This is a genomic window from Streptomyces sp. NPDC052721 (assembly GCF_040678315.1).
GTDB lineage: Bacteria > Actinomycetota > Actinomycetes > Streptomycetales > Streptomycetaceae > Streptomyces.
Window position 1 is genome coordinate 164308 of record NZ_JBFATL010000011.1, and the last position, 21731, is coordinate 186038.

Below are 21731 nucleotides of genomic sequence, written 5' to 3' on the forward strand. Positions count from 1 at the left end.
GTCTGACACGATGGGCACATGCGCGCGCGATACGGAATCCCCCTGGGAATCGTGGCGGCCGGCGCCGCCGGCCTGGTCTATGCGGCGGGCTTCGAGGCCCGTTCCTTCCGCCTCCGACGGGTCACCGTCCCGGTCCTGCCCCCGGGCATGCGCCCGCTGCGTGTCCTGCAGGTCTCCGACATCCACATGGTCAGCGGGCAGCGCAAGAAGCAGCGCTGGCTGCAGTCGCTGGCCGGGCTGCGCCCCGACTTCGTGATCAACACGGGCGACAACCTGTCGGACCCCGAGGGCGTCCCCGAGGTCCTGGACGCCCTGGGCCCGCTGATGGAGTTCCCGGGCGCGTACGTCTTCGGCTCCAACGACTACTACGGCCCCAGGCCCCGCAACCCCGCCCGCTACCTGCTGGAGAAGACGAGCGGCCGGCACGGCCTGAACGGCAACCCCCCGGTGGTCGGCGCGATCCACAACCCGTGGCAGGACCTGCGGGCCGGCTTCGACGAGGCGGGCTGGCTGAACCTGACGAACACGCGGGGCGTCCTGAAGATCGAGGGCGTCTCGATCGAGCTGACGGGCCTGGACGACCCGCACATCAAACGGGACCGCTACGCCCAGGTGGCCGGCGGCCCGTCCGGGTCGTACGACTTCTCGCTCGGCGTCGTCCACGCGCCCTACCTGCGGGTCCTGGACGCGTTCACGGCGGACGCCTATCCCCTGATCCTGGCCGGCCACACCCACGGCGGCCAGCTGTGCATCCCCTTCTACGGCGCCCTGGTCACCAACTGCGACCTGGACACGGACCGCGTGAAGGGCCTCTCCACGCACACCGCGGAGGGCCACACCTCCTACCTCCACGTCTCGGCGGGCTGCGGCACCAGCCGCTACACCCCGGTCCGCTTCGCCTGCCCACCGGAGGCGACGCTGCTGACGTTGGTGGGGAGGGGGTAAGGGGAGCAGGGGGAGGCGGGAGGGCAGGGAGGGAAAGGGGCACCGGGTGACAGGGGCCCCTATGCCCCGCCACAGACCTGTCCCCCCCAACACACACAGGGACTGTCCCCCTCCCCATCCGGACCTGCTCCCGCACGGGCCGCCCCGCTCCCCGTCCGGACCTGCCCCCGCACGGGCCGTCCCCCATACGGACGAGTCCACATGGCCGCCCCCCTCCCCCACTCCTAGCGTGAGGGCATGACCGCCCCGATACCCAGGGAGATCCCGGACCTGCCCGCGGTCCCGGGCCCGCCCCTGCTGCTGCCCGCCCCGGTCCCGGCCACGGCGGTGGTGGCCCCGGTCCGCCGCCCCCGGGCCGCGGTGTTCCGCCTCGTGACCGCCGTGGCGGCAGCCGCCGGCGTCGCGCTGGAACTCCTGCTGGGCCCCCCGCCCGACATCCTGAGCTACTTCAGCGTCCAGGCCAGCATCCTGCTGACCGTGGTCATGCTCCTGTCCGCGTCAAGAGCCTGGCGGGCCCGCCGCCCGCTCCCCTCGGCCCTGACAGGCGCCACGCTCCTCTACGTCCTGACCTCGGCGCTGGTCTACCACCTGCTCCTGGCCCACACGACGCCTCCGTTCTCCATGACCGGAGCGACGGCACCACCAGAGCGCTGGCACGCCCAGTGGGCAGCTCTCCAGGTCCTCCACCTCCTGGTCCCGGTGGCGGCCCTGCTGGACTGGCTCCTCCTGACCCCCGCGGCCCGCCTGCACCTCCGCCAGACCGCCGCCTGGCTCCTCTACCCCCTGGCCTACCTGGTCTTCTCCCTCACCAGACCCGCGTTCCTGCCACCGGCCAGCCCGTCCCGCTACCTCTATCCCTTCCTGGACGTGGCGACCCACGGCTACCGCAGCACCCTGGCCAACGCCCTCCTCATCGGCCTCGCGATCTACGCCCTGGCCGTCCTCCTGGTGGCCCTCGACCACACCCGCCCGACCCCGGTCCGCCACCCCGCCTAAACCGGATTTCGTCTACAGCCACCGGTGGGCTAAAGTAAACGTCGTCGCCGCGACAAGCAGCGACACCGGGGTGTAGCGCAGCTTGGCAGCGCGCTTCGTTCGGGACGAAGAGGTCGTGGGTTCAAATCCCGCCACCCCGACAGCCGCAACAGCAGGTCAGGCAGGTACTGAATTCAGTACCTGCCTGATCTGTTTCTGCATGCGTGTCTATCTGCGTGACTATCGCTTCCCGCGTGCCTATGACCGCCGTTCCTGCGTGCCGAAGATGCCGTCCATGACCACGGCGCCGGTCTGGATCACGGGCCGGATCTGCTTCCGGTATACCTCCTCGGTCACGGCGGTCCCGGAGTGGCCGACGAGCCGGGAGATCTCCTCCAGCGGAACACCTCGGTCGGACAGCAGGGACACGAAGCTGTGCCGCAGTTCCCTCGGCGTCCACTCGTCCGGGTTGATCCCGTCGATGCCCTTGAGTGCCTGGCGGAAGGCACGGCGGACGTTGGCGGCATCGAGAGGCTTGCCCACGGCCGAGGAGAAGACGAGGCCGTGTTCCTCCCACGCGTCACCAGCGGCGAGCCGATCCCACCCCTGATCCTCGAACTGCTGCCAGAGAGCGTCCACGCATCGCGCCGGCAGGGCGAGCGTGCGCCGGGACTTCCGGGTCTTGGTGTCCCCGCCCCGACGGACCGAGCGCCACACCGCGATGTGCGGAGGCTGTGGCGGGTCGGCGTCCGGCTTGCCCTTCAGGAAGACGTGATCCCAGGTGAGCGCCCGCAGTTCCTCGGTGCGTGCACCGGTCAGGAGAGCAACGACGATGTACGCGTACATCGAGGTTCCCTCGGCGCCCTTGAGCACGGCCTCGGCCTGGGCGAAGGTGAGCGCCTTGGAGGGACGCCCCGCTTGCCCCTGGGGCACCGAGCACAGCTCGACGACGTTCCGCTTCACCTTGTCCCGGGCCATGGCCCGCTTGACTGAGCGGTTCAGGCACGAATGGACGGACTGGAGGGTGCGCGTGCTGAGTGTCTTCGCCTTGGCAGCAAGCCAGCGATCCACGTCCTCGGCGCTCAGGTCGCGGAGCTTGCGAGCGCCCAGCGACGGGATGACGTGCGTCTGGCACAGGATCGCGCAGGTCTTGGCCGTGCTGGGATCGACCCCCACCAGGCCGTAAGCGAGCCAGTCCGTCACTGCGTCCTTGACCGTGTAGTTGGTGGGTGCGATCGCAAGGCCGTCTTCGTGGTCCCGCAACACCTCCTTCAGCTTGTTCTTCGCCTCTGTCTTGGTCTTGCCACTCCCCCGCTTCACGATCCGCTTGCCGCTCGGATCAAAACCCAGGTTCGCCGTAGCGATCCACCGTTGCCGCTTCTCGTCCCAGTGCAGGCCGCCGTCACCACGGCTCCGACGCTTGGTCATCAGGCCGCACGCTCGATCTGTCCGGCGATGAAGTCGCCCAGGGCGGATGCGGGGATGCGCCGGCACCGGCCGATGGTGACCGAGGGCAGGCGTCGCGTGCGGATCAGGTCGTACACCTTGGAACGGCCGAGCCTGAGACGGGCCATCACCTCGGCGACGGTGAGCAGTTCGTCATCACGCACGGGTCGGTTCTCCTTCAGTTCCGGGGGCGGGTTCGAGTGACGCGGCGAGCCAGGCCTCACCGGCGCTGAGGCCGGTTCCGGCGAAGACCCAGTGGGCGAGGACGAGCGTTGTTTCGCCTTCCTGCGGCGCGGCCGGAGTGGCTTGGGCGCGGCGCCATTCGGCGCGGGCGTCGCGGAGGGCGCCGAGGGTGGTGGAGTAACGGCGGGACTTGGTGGAGAAGTGGCCGCGGAAGCCGAGCATGTGGGCCCAGGCCCGTAGGCGGAGGTCTGCCAACTCCGGGCGTGTGCCCAGGGCCCAGGCCGTGCGGATCATGCGCCGGGCGTGCTCAGTGATCTGCGCTTGCGCCAACTCGGCGAGGAACCGCAACGGCCGGTCGAGGGTGCCCGTCGCCGTCTCGGCGCCCTTAGTGGCGTACTTGGCAACGTACGACGCCACGGCCCGCTCGGTCAGGTCCTGGCCGCCGTCGAAGTCGGCGGAGCGGATTGGGCGGACGTCGAGTTGGTGGCCGAAGACGAAGGCGTGCGGTCGGCCGTCGATTTCCGGGCCGTCGACACGGGCCACAGTGGCGGAGGCGTGGATGGCGTCGGTCAGCAGCTCGGCCGTGGCCCAGGCCGGGGGCGCAGTCTCGCCGCCTGCCGGGCCGTCGAGGCGGATGACCGCGTGGAAGTGGACCGCGCCGCGCCTCTGGTACTCGGCCACCTTCGCGAAGGAAACGCGGGCATGGTCGCGGAAGGCCCGTTGGGTCAGGCCGGCTCGCTTGGCGACCTCCCGGCGGAGGTAGATCGAGAAGCGCCGCCACAGGGCCCCGGCGTGCGCGTTCCACAGTACGGCTGCTTCGTAGTCGTAGGCGTCCGGATCAAGGGGCGTGCCCAGCGCAGGGTCCTGGTCGTCGTGGCGAGTGCCGCAGCGGCAGGGGCGTCCGCTGGAGGGGCGGTTGTGGACCGGACCGAAGCTTGGGGCGGTGAAGGTAGCGAAGACGCGCGGGTGCGTGGCGACCCGCTCCGGGGTGCCCTTGCCGCCCCGGAGTCCGGCGGTGATCAGATGGTAGGTGTCGCGTCGATACGTCTCAGCGCATGCCGCGCACCTGGTGGCCCGGCGGTTGTTGCAGCGCACGAGGAGGTTGCCAGCGGGGAGAGCCGCCGAGTCCAGGTGGTGCAGGACACGGCTGATCTCACCGGTGGCCGTGTCGACCGCGTGCTCTGTGCGGTGGCCGCTGAGACGTACCGGGCGGGTGCAGCCGCCCAGGGTGGAGAGTTGGCGAGCCAGCTCGGGCAGGGTGCCAAGAGAGGCCAGCATGGAGAGTTCCGCCAGCGGGGGAGGAGTCTGCCGGGTGATGATAGGACTTCCTTTCGGCTGTTTCGGCGGTTGGGAAGGGACGGCCCCGGGGCGGCGGGATGCTTGGCGGCTTGTTGCCGCCCCGGTGGCCGGTCAGCGCTTGTTCGCGCCGGTGACGAGGGAGCGCAGGACCACGGCGGCGATGGCCACGGACACGGCCGAAACGGCGACCGCCGCGAGGAGCGCGGTGAGCACGACGCCGACGACGGCCACCGCGGCGACCGCGCCCACCCACGGGGTCAGGGAGCGGCCGGCCGAGGGAACCGGGGCGTGGCTGTGCTGGGTGCTGACTGCGTTCGAGGTGGGCAGGGCCGGGATGTCGGGCAGCTTGGGGCGGAACACGGCGCATCTCCTTGTCAGTGGTGGGTGCCGTTGACGACGTCGACGCCGGAGCGGGTGCCGGAGTCGATGGCCGGGGCGAGGAAGGTGTGGGAGAGCAGGAAGCCGAAGAGCGCGATCACGACGACGAGCCAGACGCGGACGCCGAGGAACTTGACCGCGCCCCAGGCGATGAGGCCCAGGACCAGGACGAGCGGTAGCGAGACGGTCATGGCAACTCCGTTTCAGCGGATGCGGCAGCGGTGGGTACGGGCGGCGAGCTCGGCGGCGGTGCGGCTGTCGTAGTCGGCGGAGAAGCCGCAGCGCGGTGCGGTACAGGCCGCGGTGTGCTTCTCGCGGCCCCGGCCGTCGTAGTACGTGGCGACCTGAACGGGACCGATGCGGACGACGCGGCGGAAGCGCGGGTTCGCGGGCATCAGGGCAGCTCCTGGGAGTCCGGGTGGTTCTCGCCGGTGAAGTCGGCAACGTGGTCGAGCAGCCACCGCCGGATCTCCTCGCCCTCGTACTCGTCGGCGGTGAGGATCACGGGTTCGGCGATGAGCATTGCCTCGGTGAGGCGGTTCTGTCGGGTCAGCTCGGCGGCACGGTTGAGCGCGCGGAGCGTGGACGGACGCATGGTGCGATGTCCTCCGGGTCAGGTGATGTGGGCGGCGATGGCTTCGGCGAGCGGCAACGGAACGCCGAGACGTGCGCGCAGGGTTGTGGTGTCGATGGCGGCCCCCGTCCGGGCCCGGTGTTCGTCGGCGACCTTGCGGGCCAGGGCGACGAGAGCAGGTGGAACGGGCGCGGGTGCTGGCGCGGGGACACTGGCGGCAGGCAGTTCGGCCGCCGGATCGGCCAAGGGCCCCGGGCCGTCGCTGCCTGCCGGGGCCGGTTCCGGGGACGGCTCCGCTGTGTGTGAGCCATGGGCGAGCAAGGTTCCGCCGAGGAAGGCGACCGCGGGCCATCCGGCGACGAGGATGCGCAGCCAGGCTGGTACGTCGGCCAGGTCGAGGAGGCCGGCGGTTGCGACGTTCGCGCCGAGGGATGCGGTCAGGGCGACGAGGAACCAGCACCAGGCGGCTGGCTTCGGACCGCCGGAGCGGAGTCGGTGCCAGGCGGCGACGAGAAGCAGGTCGACGGAGACGGGGTAGGCCCACGCCTTCCACCCGGTCTGTCCCGCGGCGGCGGCGAGGTCGTGCAGGTGGGCGAAGGACAGGGCTCCGGCGATGACGGCTTGGACCAGGACCGCGTCCGCGCGGAGAGCGGGGCGAGCCATCAGGACGACTCGCCGGGGTAGTCCGGGCCGTCGTTGGGGTTGTAGTCCGGCGGGAAGACGCCGGGCGACAGATCCGGCAGGGACACGGCCAGGCAGGGAGTGACGGCGTTGACGAACGTTTCGTCAGCGCCATACGTGTCGGCGTACAAGGCCAGTTGGCCAAGTAAGAAGACTGTTCGGACGAAGTCTTCGCAGTCGGGGCACATGGCGGGTGCTCTCCCTTCTTCCAGGCATGGCGGGTTAGGGACTCGGCACGGAACGCCGTGCCGGGCGGGAGCGGTGACGCGGTGAGTGCTAGGAGAAGCCACCGGAGCGGGCGCCTCCACGGGCGCCGTCGGGACCTACGGGCGGAAGTCAGCGAGGGCCGGTACGTCGGGGGCGATGTGCGCCGCAGCGCGGCAGGTGGCCGCCGCGTCGGCGAGGGAGAGATTCGGGGTGCGGATGCGGGACCAGCCACCCGAGGTGTCACCCGTGACGGCCAGACCAGGCCGCTCGGAAGGGATGGAGCATGCGGCCCAGACGGCTTCCGGGGCGATGTCCCCCAGGGCCATCTTCGCCGAGGCTTCGTCGTTGACCCGGTGGCAGACCCGGCCCGTGAGCTGGGCACGAAGCATGGTCGCGCCCTTGCCCAGCTCGGCACCGAAGCGCTGTCCGCACACTTGCAGGTAGATGCCGGCCGCGCGGCCGAGTTGGGCGAGGCGGATGAGCTGGGTGACCATCTCGTCGCGCCGTTCCTCTTCCTTCCGTGTGGCCACGAGGAAGAGTTCCGCCACCTCGTCGACGAAGAGCACGATGGGCGCGGGGCGTTCGGCGTCCGGCAGTCCCCAGATGTCCGAGGTGATCAGTTCGTCCGGGGTGCCAGGGGCGATGCCCTGCCGGGCCTTGATCAGGTCGTATCGGTCCTCCATTTCCTTCACGAGCACCGGCAGCAGCTCGGCCGCCTGGTCGGGGTCGGTGGCCAGTGCGGACAGCCGGGCGGCGAACGGGGCCAGTTCGACCCCGCGCTTACAGTCGATGCCGACCAGGACGACCGGCTGAGTGGCCAGGCCGGCCAGCAGGTTCCGCAGGTACATGGACTTACCCGAGAGCGTGGCGCCGAGGACGAGTTCATGCGGTACGGCGCGGTAGTCCCGGACGTATGCCGTCGCGTCCTCCCGCAGGGCCACCGGAACGCGGAGCAGTCCCAGGCCCGTACGGCCGCGGGGCATGCGCACCTTCCTGAGGACGTCGAAGCCGACGAGGCGCAGTTCGACAACCCCCGGCTTGACGTCCCGGACGTGCACGGCGTGGACGCCCCAGGCGTGCCGCAGCCGTTCCACCGAGGCCGCCACGTCCGCCGGCTCCTGTCCGGGGGCCAGGCGGAGCCGCATACGCAGCCCGGTCGAGGTCGGGCGGATGAGGCCCCGACGAGGCGGCACCGGCCGGACCTCCCGCCGGGTGGTGGCTCGCACGGCCAGGGCCCTCCAGCGCGGAGGCTCGACCGTCAGGCCGCAGGCATCCATGGTCGAGGAGTACGAGACCAGCAGCCGGGCCACCGACACCGGCAGCCCGACCGCGGACCAGTAGGCCGCCGGGTGAGCGTGCCGGACGTAGGCCGCGCCGCCTATCGCGGCGAGCGACCCGCCCAACTCGGCCACCGTCACCAGCTCCGTCACGACGATCAGCCCGCCTGAGCCATCGGGAAGGCGCCGGGGGCGACGGCGGTGGCCCGGTAGGCGATGCCGTGCCGCTGCTGTCCGTTGAAGACGCTCTGCCAGGGCCGGGCCACCAGTCCGGGCAGCGAGACCGGGACACCCACGGTCAGGCCCTCCGTGACCCCGCTCTCGGGGATGGTGACCTGGATCAGCGACGACTCGCCCTCATCGATGTAGACGACGCCGACGGTCATCAGAGCCTCACCACTCACGGCGTCCTTGGCGATCTCGCCGGTCTGCCGGTCACGGACCTTCGGTGCCGGCGCTTCGGTGAGCAGGATCGTGGCGGTCGAGGCGTCGACGCGGATCACACGCACTGAGATGTCTCCTTCTGAGTCGATCAACTCGCACCTGACAAGTTGACTTAGCAAGTCCGAAGCTAGAGATGCCAAGTTGACTTGTCAAGTCGGATTGGTGGTTGATTTGAGGCGCCGTCAGGCGGCTCAGTTCAGACGGTAGGTGTCTTCCAGTTCCTGCCGGTCGGCAGGAAGAAGCACGTCAGAAACTTGCAGCGCCTGCCCGGACGCGTCACAGGCGATGACAAGGACACTGAGGACGGGGATGCCCTCCGGCAGTCCCAGCAACTCGGCTTCAGTGACATCGGGCAGCCGCGCGGACACCCGCTCCGTCACATGGTCAAAGCGGACCTTCTTGCGCGCCTCCAGGTGCTCACGCAACCCCACGGTCAACGCGTCATCGCCGGCCAGATCGGTCCCCTCGACGAGACCGGCGGGGAAGTACGACGAGACCAGCTCGACCGCTTCGCCGCCTTCTTCGACCAGAAAACGGCGCCTGACGGCCTTGGCGTTCTTTGGTAGTCCCAGAGCCGAGGCCACGCGTGCCGGGACCGCCTCTTCGCCGACGTCGACTAGGCGCCCGGGACTCCGCGACTCGTCGCGCGTCAGCGTTTCCAGACCTCGCCGGTCCTTCTCCTCGACGACCGCAGGGCGCCCTCGCACGATCGTCCCGTATCCCTGCCGGGACTCTAGCCAGCCGTCCCGCTTCAGCAACTCCAGCGCGCGCACGACCGTGGGCCGGGACATCCCGAACGCCTGCACCAGCTGGTTCTCGCTGGGAACCCGCGTGCCCGGCGCGTACGTGCCGTCCTCGATGCGACGCTGGATCGTCTGCGCGAGGCGCACGTACTTGGGTGCCTCCACTTCATACGCCATGAACGCCGCCTGTCGAGATTGGCCAAGTCAACTGGTCAACCAGACTAACGACAATTCCACTGTGGCAGTAGAAGCAGGACCTGACCCTCTCAGGAGGGCCAGGCATCTGCCATCACGAAGGAGACGACTGTTCCCCCGAAGCGGCTGGGGCCCGAGTGCCACGACTGGGCGATGGAGTCGACCAGGAGCAGCCCGCGCCCGTGTGCGTCATCGGCGTCCGGCCGGCGCAGGCGAACGCTCGCAGGGAATCCAGGGTTGTGTACCTCTACACGCAGCGAGGTGCCGTCCCGGAACCACTCCACCCGTACGCGCCATTCCTCGTCGGACTGCCCGTACAGGATCGCGTTGGTCACCAGTTCCGAGATCATCAGCGTGCAGTCGTCGACCGAACAGGCCGGGTTGTAGGGCGCGATGAACTTCCGGAACCAGCGCCGGGCCCGGGGTACGGATTCGGCGGTTGGATGTAAGGTCATCGCCCCCAGTCGCGGCGAGTCCTCGCAGGGGTAGCGGTCGATCATGTAGGTCATCCGCGCTCACTCCTTGCCGCTGCCGTCGCAGTCGAGGCAGCGCCGCTTCGATGCGGCACGGGTGCGGTCGTTGGCGGTGGCAAGGGCCACCGACGTACGCGAACTGACTCGCTTCCAGCCGCGCCCCCGGCATCCCCGGCAAGCTAAGTGCGTGCCCTGATCCGGCCGCTGACTCGTCACTCCCGTGCCCCCTTCCTAAGTGGCATTAGCCACTTCCTGGATAGTGGCATTAGCCACTTGAGGTGCGCAAGCGGTTCACGCGAACTGCCCTGCAATCAGGCGAGGGGGTAGCCCTGCTCGAACGCCCAGCGGTGCGGCGGGTAGGTCGCCTCGGAGAACTCCAGTGGCCGATCCTGAAGGTCGTAGACCACGTGGTGAACGATCAACACGGCCGAGTCGGCGTCCAGTTGCAGGTCAGACGCCTCTTCGTCGGTAGCGGTCCGAGCACACATGCGATCCTCGGCGTAACTGCCCTTCCGCCCCGTCATGTTCTCGACGTACATCAGCGTCCCTTCCTGGATCCGTTCCGGTTCCAGGAGCTTGGGCGCGCGCTGACCGACGTCCGGAGCGAACCAAGACGTGGACAGGGTGATGGGCCCGTCCTGGTTGTTGGTCACCCGTCGGCGGTGTACCGCCCGGCGGTCCTTCGTCAACCCCAGGGCCTCGGCGACGTGATCGGGTGCGTCCATCCACCCGGCCGACGTGATCACCGCATACTCGCCGGACGTGTAGATCTTCCCTGTCTGGCGTGCGCGGCCGTACAACTCCCGTGCACGCCTGTTCACTTCGAGGCTGCGCACATAGGTACCCGACCCTTGGCGCTTCTCGACGAGCCCTTGATGGCTCAGCGCCTCCAGCGACCGGGCGGCCGTAGGCCGGGAGACCTTCCAGTCCGCCGCCAACTGCCGTTCCGAGGGGACCTCGTCCCCCGCCCGCAGGTCTCCCCGAAGGATCTGATCGCGGATGTAGTGCGCGATCTGGAGATACTTCGGCTGAGTCTCCTCGATCTGCGGCATGTCCCCTCCTTGTCAAAGTGGCTATGGCCTCTAGCCACTATAGGGTGAGTGGCCAATATAAGAGCCCGTAATGTGGGGCACATGACGCGGTTGATCGTCGCAGCAGGAGGAGGTGGCGACGCAGTCGCCGCCGCAATGCTCCACGCCGCCCTGTACGGCGACGAGCGCCAAGCGGTGATCCTCACTTACGCCTGGGACCGCCTCTTGGTCGACCCACTCCCGGGCCCCCGAGGAGCCGACAGCTTCACCGGGCTGGAGCCCGTCACTCACTCCGCCTGGTCGGTGCCGGCCGAGGCCCAGCCGATCCCACCGGCAGGCTCCACACTCCCCCGACTCGCGGCAGAGCTCCCGCACACGTTGGCCTTGCTCGACCCGCACCACGGCGCCGAGGGCATCACGCGGCAGCTGGAAGAACTAGTGGACCACCTGGCCCCCACATCGATCGATCTACTGGACGTCGGCGGAGACATCCTCGCCCGGGGCGACGAACCCACGCTCAAGAGCCCGCTTGCCGACGCACTCACACTCGCCGCCTGCTGTCAGGTCAACGCTCCGATCCGCTTGCTGATCGCAGGCCCGGGGCTGGACGGCGAAGTCTCACCCGACGACCTGCGCCCCATGCTCGGCACCCTTATCCATACCTTCACGTCGAAGGATGTGGAGGCAGTCGGCACCGTGCTGGAGTGGCACCCCTCCGAAGCAACCGCGATGCTCGCCGCAACAGCTCGGGGAGTCCGCGGCATCTGCGAGGTACGCGACGCCGGCCTTCCCGTACCCCTCACCGACGAGGGAGCCACGGTCCACGAAGTCGACCTGGACGACGCGGTCAGCCGCAACAGCCTGGCCCGCGCCATCATGACGACGGCCACCCTGGACGAGGCCGAGGCGTACAGCCGAGAAATCTACGGCTTCTCGGAAATCGACTACGAGCGCAACAAGGCAGCCTGGCTCACCGAGCAGACGCCCACGAAGCTCGACTCTGCCGACGTACTGTCTCGGCTCGACCAGTTCGAGGCCGAAGCCCAAGCCCGCGGAGTCACCCACACGACCTTCCGCCGCATCACCGAGGCCCTGAACCTCAGCGGCTCCCAGCGCGAAGAGCTACGCCAACTCCTGATCAGCAGTCGACCGGAGCAGTACGCAGCTCCCCTGTGGCGCATCCCAACTGACGTGTCGAGTCTCAGTTGATGGTTGGCGGGTTGGCGTCGGGTGATGCTTGACGTCTGACCTTGGCAGTCAGTCTTCCATCGGGTCGAAGGTCTCCACTGCGGAGCGGAAGGTGTCCTGTTCCGACACGGCGGCGTTGATGAGGACGACGAAGTCGGAGAGAGCAGTCTCGGACGGGGTGCCGTCGGCGTTGACGCTGCCCGGTTCGTCCTCCCACGCAATCAAGTGGATCACTACCGAATAGCGGCCGACGGGCAGATCGCACTGGACCGTTCCGGGCCACGCTTCGGCACCCACTGCCTCGATGCCACTGAGCCACACCTGTCCCGAAGACTGGAGAAGGTACGCGTCCGAAGTGACCAGGCAGTGTCTGCTTTCCCGCTCTGTCAGCTGCGCAAGCCGGCCGACGCCACCGATGCGGACCAGCACCCCGAAGGCACCGTCACTTCGGATGTTGATGGGAACGAGGGCACCGGTACAGATATGCCGTTCAATGTCCTCGTCCTCACCGAGCTGCGGGTCCCAGGTGTCGTAATCGACGATGCTGGTGAAGCGCTGAGGGTTCCACAGAGCGAGCATTCCAGCATCGGTCGCGACCGTGGATACGGTCTCTACAGTGCGCGGCGAGGCAGTCACTCGGGAATCCTGTCATGCACGTCGGCCACGACAGTGGCCACCCCGTCCCCCTCGCCAGTGCAGATACACAGCCAAGCCGAGGCAGGCGGTGTCATGCATCAGGTGAAGCCACAACGTCGAGCGTCAACCGAGACAGGACAACCACCGGCTCCAGTCAGTGAGTTACAACTTTCTCTACTGGTTCAAGGCCCGCGCACGGCGCGGGCGCGCGCCGCCTCTGCGGCGCGGCCTGCCTCCTGTCTCCGCCCCGGCTGGCCGCGCCCGGCGGCGCGCTACGTGCTGCGGGCGGAGCAGGGAGCAACCCGCGAGTCAAGACATGCCTCCGGCGGGGGCGCTCAGGCTCCGAGATGGCGGGGTGCCGGTACGCGGGTGCCGGCCGCGAGTGGCTGGTGCGGGGGCTCCCATCCCGTCCGCCGTCGACCCAGGCAGAGCCGAGCAGCCGTGGTTCAGGGCGTCAAGGTCGTTCGTACAGTGGCGCGCTCCACCTTGACGCCCTGAACCACGCCCGCTCCACGGTGTGTGGGTCGACGGCAGACGGGATGGGAGCCGGGTGTGTGGTGGCTTAGGTAAGGCTGCGGGTAGAACGAGCATACTGGTACGGGGGACAGCGGAAAGCACCGTTCACCGATAGGCCAAGTCAGCGCAAGACAAAGGCGATCACAGTCACGATTGTGGTAATGACCACTGCCAGGCTAGTAACTAGCGTGAGAGAGGTGAGTGAGGCCTGCGGATGTCCGCGCTCCGTTGGTTCGAGTTGACTCAACCCCTCAGCACTTCTAGTCCAGCGAAAACCAGTATGGTCCGAAAACACCAATGTTGTCTGGGAATTCAGTTCAGTAAGCGGCGCTTGGGCGACTGGGCCTGAATCATCCAATTGCAATCGGGCCTGTCCAGGCGGCAACTCTGCGAGAGCGACGAGGTCCTCCCCGGATACTTGCACCTTGACGTCTCTGATTAGTTGATCTGTCCGGTTCTCGATCACGCAAACTCGATACTCACCACTCAGGCGGTCAGGTTGATCAGCCAGGTAAGCGAAGACTTCACCTGCCTGAATACGAGCTCCAACTTTTTTGTTTGTGAGGGCTGTCACACGGAACGAGATGACGCTGACAACGGCACCGGCCAACGCTGACAGGGCCCCGACAATTGCGGTTACTACCTCAGCATCCATCATCGGCCCGCTTTCTGGGTCGGCTTGGCGGGGGGCTCTTTGCCTGGCGCAGCACCACTTATGTTCAGCATGCCGTAGGTCAATGCCGATGTAATTACGATCGCAACTCCCGCCAAGAGCACCTGCCGGGCAACCGTCTTCATCCCCCGCGGATTTTTGTGCGATTCGTAGTCTCTGATTGACCGAGGGTGAGCCAGCAGTGGGCGCACCCGCTCGGAAACGCGATGCTTATGCCAGGTCCGACCTTTGCTGTCCACAAATGTGATCTCCACCGGGTAGCCGGCAAACGCTGGATCCACCAACCTCAGCCCCGGATCGATCTCCACGTAGTCGGGCCCACCAGCATGGACTACGGGGATGAAATTCAGCTTGTCACGTCCCGGTTGCACTACGGCGACCTGATGAATGTCGTTACCCGACGCATTCCGAATTACATACTTCAGGTGACAGTAGCCAGGGGGACACCCGGCTGATGGAGGCACGAACTCTTCAGCCCACGCGTTAATGCCGCTGATGTGGTTCTGTTCGTCGTTGGCACGCGATCCCTTGTAGATCTCGACAAGGAAGGGAGTAGCAAGAGCGACGACCACTCCTACCGCAGTCAGGATCTCGGTCACCATGCAGTGATCATAAGGTAACCCTCGGTCAGAGGTAAGCCATCTGCCAACGCTCTCTTGGGGCCGTCCGAGGTCGGCCGACGCCCACCCACAACGTCAGCAGCCCACGGCATCCGAACCGGTCAGAGTCTGGCTTCTTCTGGCTCGCTGGTCAGCGAGGCCGCTGTTTAGTAGACCGGCATGTGAGCGCCCTCCCGGGCCGTCCTCGGGCCGTGGAAGGGCGCTCAATGGTGACCAACGTCGACAGGTGCCGACAGCTCGGCAGCAGGTCTGGGCGTTGACCGATTAGGCGGCCGCAGGTCACGGCCGCCGGTGATCAGCTGTGGCTGTGCAGCAGCGCAGCGCGTCATCATGAAGTATGGGGATTGATCTGGAGCTGCACTCGTCACGGCCGGCACGCAACAGCTGGCGCAAGTCCCGCGCAACGCTCCTGCGGAGTTCCCACGGGCATGGCGACGCACTGGCCGATGCACTCGGCTCGCTCCAACTCCTAGGAGTACCCGGAAGGCTCACCGCCGTCGATCCGTACGGGGACACGTTGATGAACGAGCAGGAGGCCGCGGTTGCCCTCCAGGAGATCCACGGCTTGAGGCGGAGTTGCGCTGATGAGCGTCAGCTGGCTGCGCTGGACGATCTCACAGCGATGCTGGAACAGTGCGCGGCTACCCCAGGCAGCTACTTGTGGTTCGCAGGCGACTGAGGATCCGGCCAGCTTGCCGTGTGAGTGTCTAACTGCGTGACAACGCCGACGGACAGCGGCGGACAACCGCGCACACCTGCGGACCATCGCAGCAGGTGAGAGCCGCACGTCCCCAAGGTCGAGGGCCCGCCCAAGTTGCTTCGGGACGAAGAGGTCGTGGGTTCAAATCCCGCCACCCCGACGCCGTAGTACCAGGTCAGGGGCCTGATCCACTAGGTGGATCAGGCCCCTGAGTGGTTCCCGGGGATCGTTTGGGAGAAATCTGGGAGAAGATCTTGGTCGGCTTCTCCCAGACGGATCCGGCATCTGTCACGACGCGTAGGTCGGACGATGCGGCTCAGAGCTGCACGTTCGCGAATCCGGATCTACGACACCGCCGCTTCTGGTTCGTCCGCCGCATACGGATGGACGTGCCTGCCCCCGTTGAACGGGGTGAACCACGCCTTGAACCCCATGGGCGCGATGCGGAGGATCTCGCCGACGGGACTTTCATCGATCCCGTCCATGGAGTCGTCGTAGAGCCACTCGTGGTCCATGTCCTCGTAGACGTTGTCGCTGAACGCCTCCAACGCAGCCGAAACACCGTCGCCGAGTAGCCCGAAGGTCTCCAGGGACGCGTGGGCCTCGTTCAACAGAAGCCTCAGGGCGAGTTCCTCGGCAACACAGCTCAAGCGGTGGAAGCTGCCGTCCGTGAAGCACGTGGTCATGGCGACCACCGTCACCAGGAAGCGGCGGGCAAACAGGCTGTCGTATTGGAGTGCATACCGCGCGGGAAGGTCCTCAAGGTGCCATAGAGGCCCGTCGCACTCCGCGGCTGTGGTGTCCTCTTCCGTCAGCGTCTGCACGTCTGCGAAGAGCTGGTCCACCAGGACGTCGGTCGCCCACACCAGCGCGCCGGCGGCCAGCCGGGCGTCCTCAGGCGATACAGAAAAGCCGTCCTCGCCGTCCTCCGCCCCTTCGTCCTCCTCATCGGCGCAGCTCGCCGGCCAACGCCAGCATCTGCTGGCGCACCTCCTCCGCCTTGGCCTCCGCGTCGTACTCGTCCTCTTCGCTGCCGGCCGGAGGGCGCTCGCTGTGCCAGGACCGCGACCAGCTTGCGCAGTGTTCAGCGCTTCACCTCAGCCATTCTGCAATCGCGTGGGCCAGAGTTTCGCCGCCCTGCTGAACCACAGTCCCCGCCACCAGAGCAGGAAGCGCCTGGGCGATCCCGCGAAGTACGCCGGCCTGTGTGTCGGGCGTGGCCAACGAGGTGTCGGCGGTGTCCGCCATGGCACGCAGCACCGCCGCGTTGGCCAGGCCCGCCTCATTGCGCTCCACATCGGCACGGAACGAGGTGAGGAGGTCTCGTACGGCCTCGATGTCGACTGTGCCCTGGACTGACGCGGACTGGTAGACGTGGGAGATGTTCTGGCCCACGACGTTCTGATTCGGAGCGTTGTTGTTGCCGCCGATGCTGATACCCGAACCGTGTTCCTGCTCAGGCTCGGGGCGACGCCGTCCCATCCTCATCACTTGCCTCCCTGATTGCCGTTGCTCTGGCCCACCCCGCGGATGCCGCTGCCCGCGACGTTCTGGATGGGCGCGTTGTTGTCGCCGTACACCTGGATGTTGGTGATGACCGCAGCCACCTGGCGCTCGTACGGGGCGGTGTCCACGCCCAGTTCGTCGAGGTACTCGGCGACGGTCCGAAAGATGCAGGTCTGCATCAACACGACGTGTCTCTTGGCGTCGTCGCTCTGGTGCATGTCCGTGACTTCTTCGGTGGAGTATCGATCGCGCAGGCTGACCGGATCCTTCTCTTCGGCGCGGCCGTCCTCGGCCTGTTCGCCGAGCCCAAGTCGCGCCACGAAGCGCCACAGCCAGATGGGGCCCGCAGCGGCGTCCAAGAGCGACTGCGTGACGACCCAGCCGAGCATCCGTGTCCCACGCTTGGCGACGGGCGCGTCGGTCACCCGCAGTTCGTCGTATAGAGGTGTCATCACGTGCGGACGCACGGTCAGCCGTAGCTCGCCGGCCTCCAGCGCAGCGTGCACGAACACAGTGACCACGACCTGGCCGTCCCAGCTGACACACTGCGCCCGCAGATACAATCGGTCCGGCACGCTGGACGGCGACCGGCGCCCCCGGCCACGCAGGTCCGGCAGCTCCAGTTTCGCCGCCCGGGTGCGCTGGAGCCACAGCGCCGACGGCAGACCCTTCACCTGCGTGACGGAGAAGCCAGGCAGTGGATCAGTGATCTCCCGGGCTCCACGCCCCAGCTCCCGCAGCGCCCCGCCCATCCGCCGCAACAGCTCCACCTCCCCGAACGACTTGACCGACTCCTCCGGATCCTTCGGCTTCAACGGGATGGCGATGTCGGCGGATCCCCACACATCGCGCCCGGCTCCCAAGAAGTACTCGGGCTCGTCGTACGGCAGCTCCCGCCTCCCCTGTTCGTTGCCTATGCGCGTCATCCGGTGCGCGCCCTTCGCGGCAGCCCACGGCAGCCGATCGGGCGACACGCCCTCCCGGACGAGCCGGGCCAGCGCCGCCCGCGCCGCAAGCCGGTCGCCGGCACACACCAGTGCGGCTCCGATCAGCAGCGCGAACGGCAAGAGGAGAAGCCCGACCCGCAGGGCGACGACCTCGTCACCGACCGGCCTGTACGGAACGACCGCGAGCACCCACGGGATACACAGCACGAGATACGCCACCCGGGGCGACCTGGAGAGCCGAGACTTCCTCCCCTTGCGTAACGCCCGGTGCGCGGCCCAGCGCATCAAGAGAGCGACCAGGACGACCACTCCCCACACGACGGCCGCCCGCGGTGCCGCGTACATCACGAGGGCCGCCAGGAACAGCACCGCCAGGCGTCGAGCCCACCGACGTCGACGGGCACGCAGGCTGTGCGCCATCACGGGTACGAGGTCGAATCCGTACGACGGAACAGGCAGCGGCGGCCCGTGCAACACGTGGTCCACGACCCACTGCGCCACGGGCTCGCCCAGCGGCGGGCAGTCGTCGCTGCCCTCCAGGTAGATGCGTCTACGGGTGCTGCGTCGTGGCTTGTTCGACTTCTTGCCCTTGCCCCGGAACTTCCGCCACCACGCCTTGACCTCCCCCACTCGGTCAGGACGCGCGTAAACGGCCTGGCACAGCAGTCTGGTCACTTCCGAAGAGGTTGGTTCCACCTCGCCGTGGCGGCTTGCGCCGGAGGTCTCGGGGGCAACCTGAATCGGCCCCTCCGGCTCCTCGGCCTCACCACCGCCCGCCCGGCCCTGAGCCCGCAGCCCCCACCCCAAAGCCATGCGTCCCCGTTCGTCGATCCGGCGGGCATCGTCACGGTGAACTTGGAAAACCACCAGACCGCAAACGCGACAATGCGCTCAAACCGCCTGGCGAACAGAGGGATTGTCTGAATTCTGCTCCTTGCCACGTGACAGCCGGGTCGGAATCGGGACGTCGCGCCTGCTGTATGCGACCCCTGACCCTGCCGGAATGCGCGCTTGTCAGGCTGCCCTTAAAGGGACGTAGATTGATCCGAGTGGATTGTCAGGGGGAGCCATGGCAGGGCGGGATCTTCGAACGCTGTTCAGCTCGAACGACCGGAGTATCGCCGCCAGTGAGGCGTTCACGAACCGGCAGGCGCAGTGGCAGGCGGTGACAGCCGGCCTCGCAGATCACATACGGCGTCTGACCAGTTCTGACTTCGACGTGGAGGACTTGGAAAGCCCCCGCACCAACATCATCGTGTTCCACGGTGTGGGCGGGATCGGCAAGTCAACGCTCTCCCGCAAGATCGAGGCGTCGCTCGCCCACAGTGAGCACCGCCCGGTGCAGTGGGAAGCGTCATCCCACGAGGAACGGATCCTGCCGGTCCGCATCGACCTCGCGCACGCTGCGGGCATGGACTTCGAACGGGTCATCCTCACCATCCGCCTTGCTGTCGCCACGCTCGGTCGGCCGATGCCCGCTTTCGACCTCGCCCTGCGCCGCTACTGGGAGCACAACCACCCAGGTGAGCCGATCGAGGACTACCTGCGCAGGGGCGGGCTGCTGAGCCGCTTCAGCGCCGCTGCCGCTCTACCGCAGCAGATGCAGTCCGCTCTCAGCGACGTCGCCCAGGCCCTGCTCCTGCCCGGCACTGTCGGCAGCGCGCTCGGACACGGGGGCGGGGCGCTCATCAAGGCGTTACGCGAACGGCGCCAGTCCGTGCGCGCCCTCGCCGGCTGCTCCCGCCTGGCCGACCTGCTGGAAGCCGAGCCAGACCTGGAAACCCTCAGCTTCTACCCTCACCTGCTCGCCTGGGACCTGGCCCAACTCCCAGCCGACAAGAGCGCACTGCCTGTGATCCTGATGGACACCTTCGAGGACACCGGCGACCGCACCCACCGTGACTTCGAGCGCCTGCTCCAGCGCATCGTGTGGCTGATGCCCAACGCGTTCTTCGTCGTCACCGGACGCAACCGCCTCCAGTGGGCAGAGAGCAGCTTGGAAGGGCAACTCGACTGGACCGGTCCGAATGCGTGGCCCGGGCTCGTCTCCGACACGACCCATACTCGGTCAGGCGTATCCGGCCGCCACATCCTGATCGGCGACTTCTCCCCGGAAGACTGCGAGCACTACCTGTCCCGCAGGCTCAGCCGCAACGGGCAGCCGCTGATCGACGAACCGGTCCGCCGGATCATCGCCGAGCGGTCCCACGGGCTCCCTCTGTACCTGGACCTGTCGGTCATGCGCTACCTGGAGCTTCGGCGCAGCGGCAGACAGCCGCAGGTCACGGATTTCGATCACGACTTTCCCGCCCTGATCGCCCGTACGCTCAGAGACCTGACCGCCGAGGAACGCCACGTACTCCGCTCGGTCAGCCTGCTCAGCGCGTTCTCCGTGCCCCTGGCCACCCAGGCCGCCGGCATGCAGCACGATGCGCCTGCCCTGCGGTTGACCGATCGCCCTTTCATCCGGGAGTCACCCTCCGGTGTGTGGCCCTTCCATGTCCACGATCTGATCCGCGCCGCCATTCGCAACGCGGACGACGCCAGTGACGACCGCTGGTCGGAGCAGGACTGGCAGCGCGCGGCCCAACGCGCCTTCCACGCTCTGGAATCGCAGTGGCGCCAGGACCTGCGACGCGACCGTGCCGTCCTGGTCGGATGCCTCCAGCAAGGGCTGCTCCTCGCGCGGGACTTCCATCTCGATCTCGGCTGGCTCGGCGATGCGGCATTCCAGTATGTAGGGGACTCGATCTGGGAACCGCTGGTGCTCCCCGCCGCCGATGCCGCGTCGCCGGGGGGCGTGCGAACGGCTGCGGACGCCCTGGTGGAAACGCTCAGTGCCATCGCCCGGCGCCAGCACGAACACCGTGAACGCACAGTCAGTCGGCTCTCCGCCGTCCTTGCATCGGGGTTGCTCCCTGATGGACTGGTCGAACTGGCCGCGTATTACCGAGCGAAGGCCCAGCGGGACCTCGGGTTGACGGACGATTCCCGCCGCGGCATGCAGCGTGTCGCGTCCGCCGGCGGTCGGCTCGCTTCCGCCGCTCGACGGGGTCTGGCGCACCTGAGCCGAGTGTCCGGAGATTTCCCGGCGGCGATGGAGCTCGCCGGGAGGCTGGGCTGGGCTGGGCGGCACCATCGGGTGCGGGGAGACGTCTGGTGGGTGCAGGGCGACATGGAGCGGGCGGCAGCCGCGTATCTGGCGGCTCGGAGTGAGGCGGAAGAACACGGTGTGGTCGGCGAGACCGCCGTGGCCCAGGCCCATCTCGCCTTCGCCGTATCCTTCGTCGACCCGCTGCGGGCCGATGACGAACTCGACCTCGCCGACCGGCTGCTGTCGCCCCTGAGTCTGCGCTCCGACGAGATGACCGCTCACATCGCCACACTCGTGCGCGACGCAGGATTCGCCGTAGACCTGCCGGACCGGGCGGCCGTCCAGCTCGCAGAAATCGGCGTATCCGGCATCTCCTACGCCGCGGCCAAACTGCAACTGGCCCTGTGCTTCCACCACGCGGTCCTTGATGCTCGGGACAACCTCGCGGCTGACATCGCCCGCTTGCGCGGGCTCACACAGAACGGCTACTACGCCTACTACGTCGAAATCGCGCACTTCATGGGCGGCCTCCCACTGCCCCCCAACACCGTACGAGCACGGTGGATCGACGGGGAACGACAGACCCGGGAACGGTGGCGCAACATAGTACTGGGACGCCGCGATCACCTCGGCAGGGTTCGTTGAGCTGCAGTACACGGTCTGCTGCTGCCAGGAGATTGCCCAGCTCTGGGGCGGGGCGATCTGTATCCGCGATGGGGCTGACGGGCGGAACACCATCAAGGCGGCGGCACGGACCGACTGGCCGAGCGCAAATTACCTGAGTGGTTCCGGGCGACGTTCCGGGAGCCGTTCGAGTGCCGAGTTCGGCATCCGGCTCCCAAGGAGCGCTGGTGGAACGCCTCAGGAGCCCGACGCCTCGGGGTGCAGTCCGGGTGACCGCCATGACGACGCCGCGAACCGATCCGGCAACAGACAGAGAGCCGGCTGCGTGGTTCTCCCCCACACCTCGTGCGCGCAGCCAGGACCGGGCCGCCGGTCT

The 21731-nt window shown here is 67.8% G+C and carries 24 protein-coding genes and 1 tRNA gene; 5 read left to right on the forward strand and 20 right to left on the reverse strand.

Features of this window, described 5'->3' with window-relative positions:
* Nucleotides 1–18 precede the first annotated feature (18 nt).
* From AB0L21_RS13950 to AB0L21_RS13960, 3 genes are all read left to right on the forward strand, one after another.
* Nucleotides 19–945, forward strand: a complete 927-nt coding sequence (locus AB0L21_RS13950; RefSeq protein ID WP_365699123.1) for a metallophosphoesterase — start codon at nucleotides 19–21, stop codon at nucleotides 943–945.
* 237 nt (nucleotides 946–1182) lie between these two features.
* The gene (locus AB0L21_RS13955) at nucleotides 1183–1941 is read left to right on the forward strand and encodes a Pr6Pr family membrane protein (protein WP_365784077.1); all 759 of its coding nucleotides are present in this window, start codon (nucleotides 1183–1185) and stop codon (nucleotides 1939–1941) included.
* A 66-nt stretch (nucleotides 1942–2007) separates the two neighbouring features.
* A tRNA-Pro gene (locus tag AB0L21_RS13960) sits at nucleotides 2008–2081 on the forward strand.
* Nucleotides 2082–2178: 97 nt separating this feature from the next.
* Here AB0L21_RS13960 and AB0L21_RS13965 read toward each other — a convergent pair.
* The 14 genes from AB0L21_RS13965 to AB0L21_RS14030 all read right to left on the reverse strand — a co-directional run bounded on the left by AB0L21_RS13965 (nucleotide 2179) and on the right by AB0L21_RS14030 (nucleotide 10872).
* Nucleotides 2179–3348 carry a site-specific integrase gene (locus AB0L21_RS13965; protein ID WP_365784079.1) on the reverse strand — a complete coding sequence of 390 codons (1170 nt, stop codon included), beginning with the start codon at nucleotides 3346–3348 and terminating at the stop codon, nucleotides 2179–2181.
* Nucleotides 3348–3530, reverse strand: coding sequence for a helix-turn-helix domain-containing protein (locus tag AB0L21_RS13970; protein ID WP_365784081.1), 183 nt, complete (start codon nucleotides 3528–3530; stop codon nucleotides 3348–3350). The genes AB0L21_RS13965 and AB0L21_RS13970 overlap by 1 nt, the downstream gene beginning before the upstream one ends.
* Nucleotides 3523–4827, reverse strand: coding sequence for a replication initiator (locus AB0L21_RS13975; protein WP_365784083.1), 1305 nt, complete (start codon nucleotides 4825–4827; stop codon nucleotides 3523–3525). The genes AB0L21_RS13970 and AB0L21_RS13975 overlap by 8 nt, the downstream gene beginning before the upstream one ends.
* Nucleotides 4828–4959: 132 nt before the next feature.
* The gene (locus tag AB0L21_RS13980) at nucleotides 4960–5208 is read right to left on the reverse strand and encodes a SpdD protein (RefSeq protein ID WP_365784085.1); all 249 of its coding nucleotides are present in this window, start codon (nucleotides 5206–5208) and stop codon (nucleotides 4960–4962) included.
* 14 nt (nucleotides 5209–5222) lie between these two features.
* Entirely contained in the window at nucleotides 5223–5417 is a 195-nt protein-coding gene (locus tag AB0L21_RS13985; protein WP_058081262.1) for a hypothetical protein, read from the reverse strand.
* 12 nt (nucleotides 5418–5429) lie between these two features.
* The gene (locus AB0L21_RS13990) at nucleotides 5430–5621 is read right to left on the reverse strand and encodes a mobile element transfer protein (protein WP_058081261.1); all 192 of its coding nucleotides are present in this window, start codon (nucleotides 5619–5621) and stop codon (nucleotides 5430–5432) included.
* Entirely contained in the window at nucleotides 5621–5821 is a 201-nt protein-coding gene (locus AB0L21_RS13995; protein ID WP_365784088.1) for a hypothetical protein, read from the reverse strand. Before AB0L21_RS13995 ends, AB0L21_RS13990 begins: the two co-directional genes overlap by 1 nt.
* An 18-nt stretch (nucleotides 5822–5839) precedes the next feature.
* On the reverse strand, nucleotides 5840–6463 hold the full coding sequence (locus AB0L21_RS14000; protein WP_365784091.1) for a DUF2637 domain-containing protein: 624 nt from the start codon (nucleotides 6461–6463) through the stop codon (nucleotides 5840–5842).
* Nucleotides 6463–6612, reverse strand: a complete 150-nt coding sequence (locus AB0L21_RS14005) for a hypothetical protein (RefSeq protein WP_365784093.1) — start codon at nucleotides 6610–6612, stop codon at nucleotides 6463–6465. The genes AB0L21_RS14000 and AB0L21_RS14005 overlap by 1 nt, the downstream gene beginning before the upstream one ends.
* A gap of 192 nt (nucleotides 6613–6804) precedes the next feature.
* Nucleotides 6805–8118 carry an FtsK/SpoIIIE domain-containing protein gene (locus AB0L21_RS14010; protein WP_365784095.1) on the reverse strand — a complete coding sequence of 438 codons (1314 nt, stop codon included), beginning with the start codon at nucleotides 8116–8118 and terminating at the stop codon, nucleotides 6805–6807.
* A gap of 5 nt (nucleotides 8119–8123) precedes the next feature.
* Nucleotides 8124–8474 (reverse strand): hypothetical protein, encoded by a 351-nt coding sequence (locus AB0L21_RS14015; RefSeq protein ID WP_365784097.1) that lies wholly within the window; start codon nucleotides 8472–8474, stop codon nucleotides 8124–8126.
* Between the two features lie 126 nt (nucleotides 8475–8600).
* Nucleotides 8601–9329, reverse strand: coding sequence for a GntR family transcriptional regulator (locus tag AB0L21_RS14020; RefSeq protein WP_365784099.1), 729 nt, complete (start codon nucleotides 9327–9329; stop codon nucleotides 8601–8603).
* Nucleotides 9330–9418: 89 nt separating this feature from the next.
* Nucleotides 9419–9856: an ATP-binding protein gene (locus AB0L21_RS14025; RefSeq protein ID WP_365784101.1), complete on the reverse strand. Its 438-nt coding sequence runs from the start codon at nucleotides 9854–9856 to the stop codon at nucleotides 9419–9421.
* Nucleotides 9857–10131: 275 nt separating this feature from the next.
* Nucleotides 10132–10872 carry a GntR family transcriptional regulator gene (locus AB0L21_RS14030; RefSeq protein WP_365784103.1) on the reverse strand — a complete coding sequence of 247 codons (741 nt, stop codon included), beginning with the start codon at nucleotides 10870–10872 and terminating at the stop codon, nucleotides 10132–10134.
* 81 nt (nucleotides 10873–10953) lie between these two features.
* On the opposite strand from AB0L21_RS14030, the gene AB0L21_RS14035 reads away from it, so the two are divergent.
* Entirely contained in the window at nucleotides 10954–12060 is a 1107-nt protein-coding gene (locus tag AB0L21_RS14035; protein WP_365784105.1) for a DUF1152 domain-containing protein, read from the forward strand.
* A 48-nt stretch (nucleotides 12061–12108) separates the two neighbouring features.
* Here the strand turns inward: AB0L21_RS14035 and AB0L21_RS14040 are convergent, their stop codons facing one another.
* From AB0L21_RS14040 to AB0L21_RS14065, 6 genes are all read right to left on the reverse strand, one after another.
* Nucleotides 12109–12675, reverse strand: a complete 567-nt coding sequence (locus tag AB0L21_RS14040) for a hypothetical protein (RefSeq protein ID WP_365784107.1) — start codon at nucleotides 12673–12675, stop codon at nucleotides 12109–12111.
* A 637-nt stretch (nucleotides 12676–13312) separates the two neighbouring features.
* The gene (locus AB0L21_RS14045) at nucleotides 13313–13849 is read right to left on the reverse strand and encodes a hypothetical protein (protein WP_365784108.1); all 537 of its coding nucleotides are present in this window, start codon (nucleotides 13847–13849) and stop codon (nucleotides 13313–13315) included.
* Nucleotides 13846–14466, reverse strand: a complete 621-nt coding sequence (locus tag AB0L21_RS14050) for a hypothetical protein (RefSeq protein WP_365784110.1) — start codon at nucleotides 14464–14466, stop codon at nucleotides 13846–13848. The genes AB0L21_RS14045 and AB0L21_RS14050 overlap by 4 nt, the downstream gene beginning before the upstream one ends.
* Nucleotides 14467–15528: 1062 nt before the next feature.
* A complete protein-coding gene (locus AB0L21_RS14055; RefSeq protein ID WP_365699121.1) occupies nucleotides 15529–16029 on the reverse strand; it encodes a hypothetical protein in 501 nt (166 codons plus the stop codon).
* Between the two features lie 247 nt (nucleotides 16030–16276).
* Nucleotides 16277–16672 carry a hypothetical protein gene (locus AB0L21_RS14060; protein WP_365784112.1) on the reverse strand — a complete coding sequence of 132 codons (396 nt, stop codon included), beginning with the start codon at nucleotides 16670–16672 and terminating at the stop codon, nucleotides 16277–16279.
* A complete protein-coding gene (locus AB0L21_RS14065; protein ID WP_365784114.1) occupies nucleotides 16672–18312 on the reverse strand; it encodes a hypothetical protein in 1641 nt (546 codons plus the stop codon). Before AB0L21_RS14065 ends, AB0L21_RS14060 begins: the two co-directional genes overlap by 1 nt.
* 394 nt (nucleotides 18313–18706) lie before the next feature.
* On the opposite strand from AB0L21_RS14065, the gene AB0L21_RS14070 reads away from it, so the two are divergent.
* Nucleotides 18707–21376: an ATP/GTP-binding protein gene (locus tag AB0L21_RS14070; protein ID WP_365784116.1), complete on the forward strand. Its 2670-nt coding sequence runs from the start codon at nucleotides 18707–18709 to the stop codon at nucleotides 21374–21376.
* Nucleotides 21377–21731: the final 355 nt, after the last annotated feature.

Bases quoted from the DNA above. Each gene is read 5' to 3' on its own strand.
- AB0L21_RS14070 (WP_365784116.1), top strand. From the start codon at position 18,707: ATGGCAGGGCGGGATCTTCGAACGCTGTTCAGCTCGAACGACCGGAGT.
- AB0L21_RS14020 (WP_365784099.1), bottom strand. From the start codon at position 9,329: ATGGCGTATGAAGTGGAGGCACCCAAGTACGTGCGCCTCGCGCAGACG.
- AB0L21_RS14025 (WP_365784101.1), bottom strand. From the start codon at position 9,856: ATGACCTACATGATCGACCGCTACCCCTGCGAGGACTCGCCGCGACTG.
- AB0L21_RS14060 (WP_365784112.1), bottom strand. From the start codon at position 16,672: ATGAGGATGGGACGGCGTCGCCCCGAGCCTGAGCAGGAACACGGTTCG.
- AB0L21_RS13950 (WP_365699123.1), top strand. From the start codon at position 19: ATGCGCGCGCGATACGGAATCCCCCTGGGAATCGTGGCGGCCGGCGCC.
- AB0L21_RS14000 (WP_365784091.1), bottom strand. From the start codon at position 6,463: ATGGCTCGCCCCGCTCTCCGCGCGGACGCGGTCCTGGTCCAAGCCGTC.
- AB0L21_RS14035 (WP_365784105.1), top strand. From the start codon at position 10,954: ATGACGCGGTTGATCGTCGCAGCAGGAGGAGGTGGCGACGCAGTCGCC.
- AB0L21_RS13985 (WP_058081262.1), bottom strand. From the start codon at position 5,417: ATGACCGTCTCGCTACCGCTCGTCCTGGTCCTGGGCCTCATCGCCTGG.
- AB0L21_RS14045 (WP_365784108.1), bottom strand. From the start codon at position 13,849: ATGATGGATGCTGAGGTAGTAACCGCAATTGTCGGGGCCCTGTCAGCG.
- AB0L21_RS13955 (WP_365784077.1), top strand. From the start codon at position 1,183: ATGACCGCCCCGATACCCAGGGAGATCCCGGACCTGCCCGCGGTCCCG.
- AB0L21_RS13995 (WP_365784088.1), bottom strand. From the start codon at position 5,821: ATGCGTCCGTCCACGCTCCGCGCGCTCAACCGTGCCGCCGAGCTGACC.
- AB0L21_RS14050 (WP_365784110.1), bottom strand. From the start codon at position 14,466: ATGGTGACCGAGATCCTGACTGCGGTAGGAGTGGTCGTCGCTCTTGCT.
- AB0L21_RS13990 (WP_058081261.1), bottom strand. From the start codon at position 5,621: ATGCCCGCGAACCCGCGCTTCCGCCGCGTCGTCCGCATCGGTCCCGTT.
- AB0L21_RS13965 (WP_365784079.1), bottom strand. From the start codon at position 3,348: ATGACCAAGCGTCGGAGCCGTGGTGACGGCGGCCTGCACTGGGACGAG.
- AB0L21_RS14030 (WP_365784103.1), bottom strand. From the start codon at position 10,872: ATGCCGCAGATCGAGGAGACTCAGCCGAAGTATCTCCAGATCGCGCAC.
- AB0L21_RS13975 (WP_365784083.1), bottom strand. From the start codon at position 4,827: ATGCTGGCCTCTCTTGGCACCCTGCCCGAGCTGGCTCGCCAACTCTCC.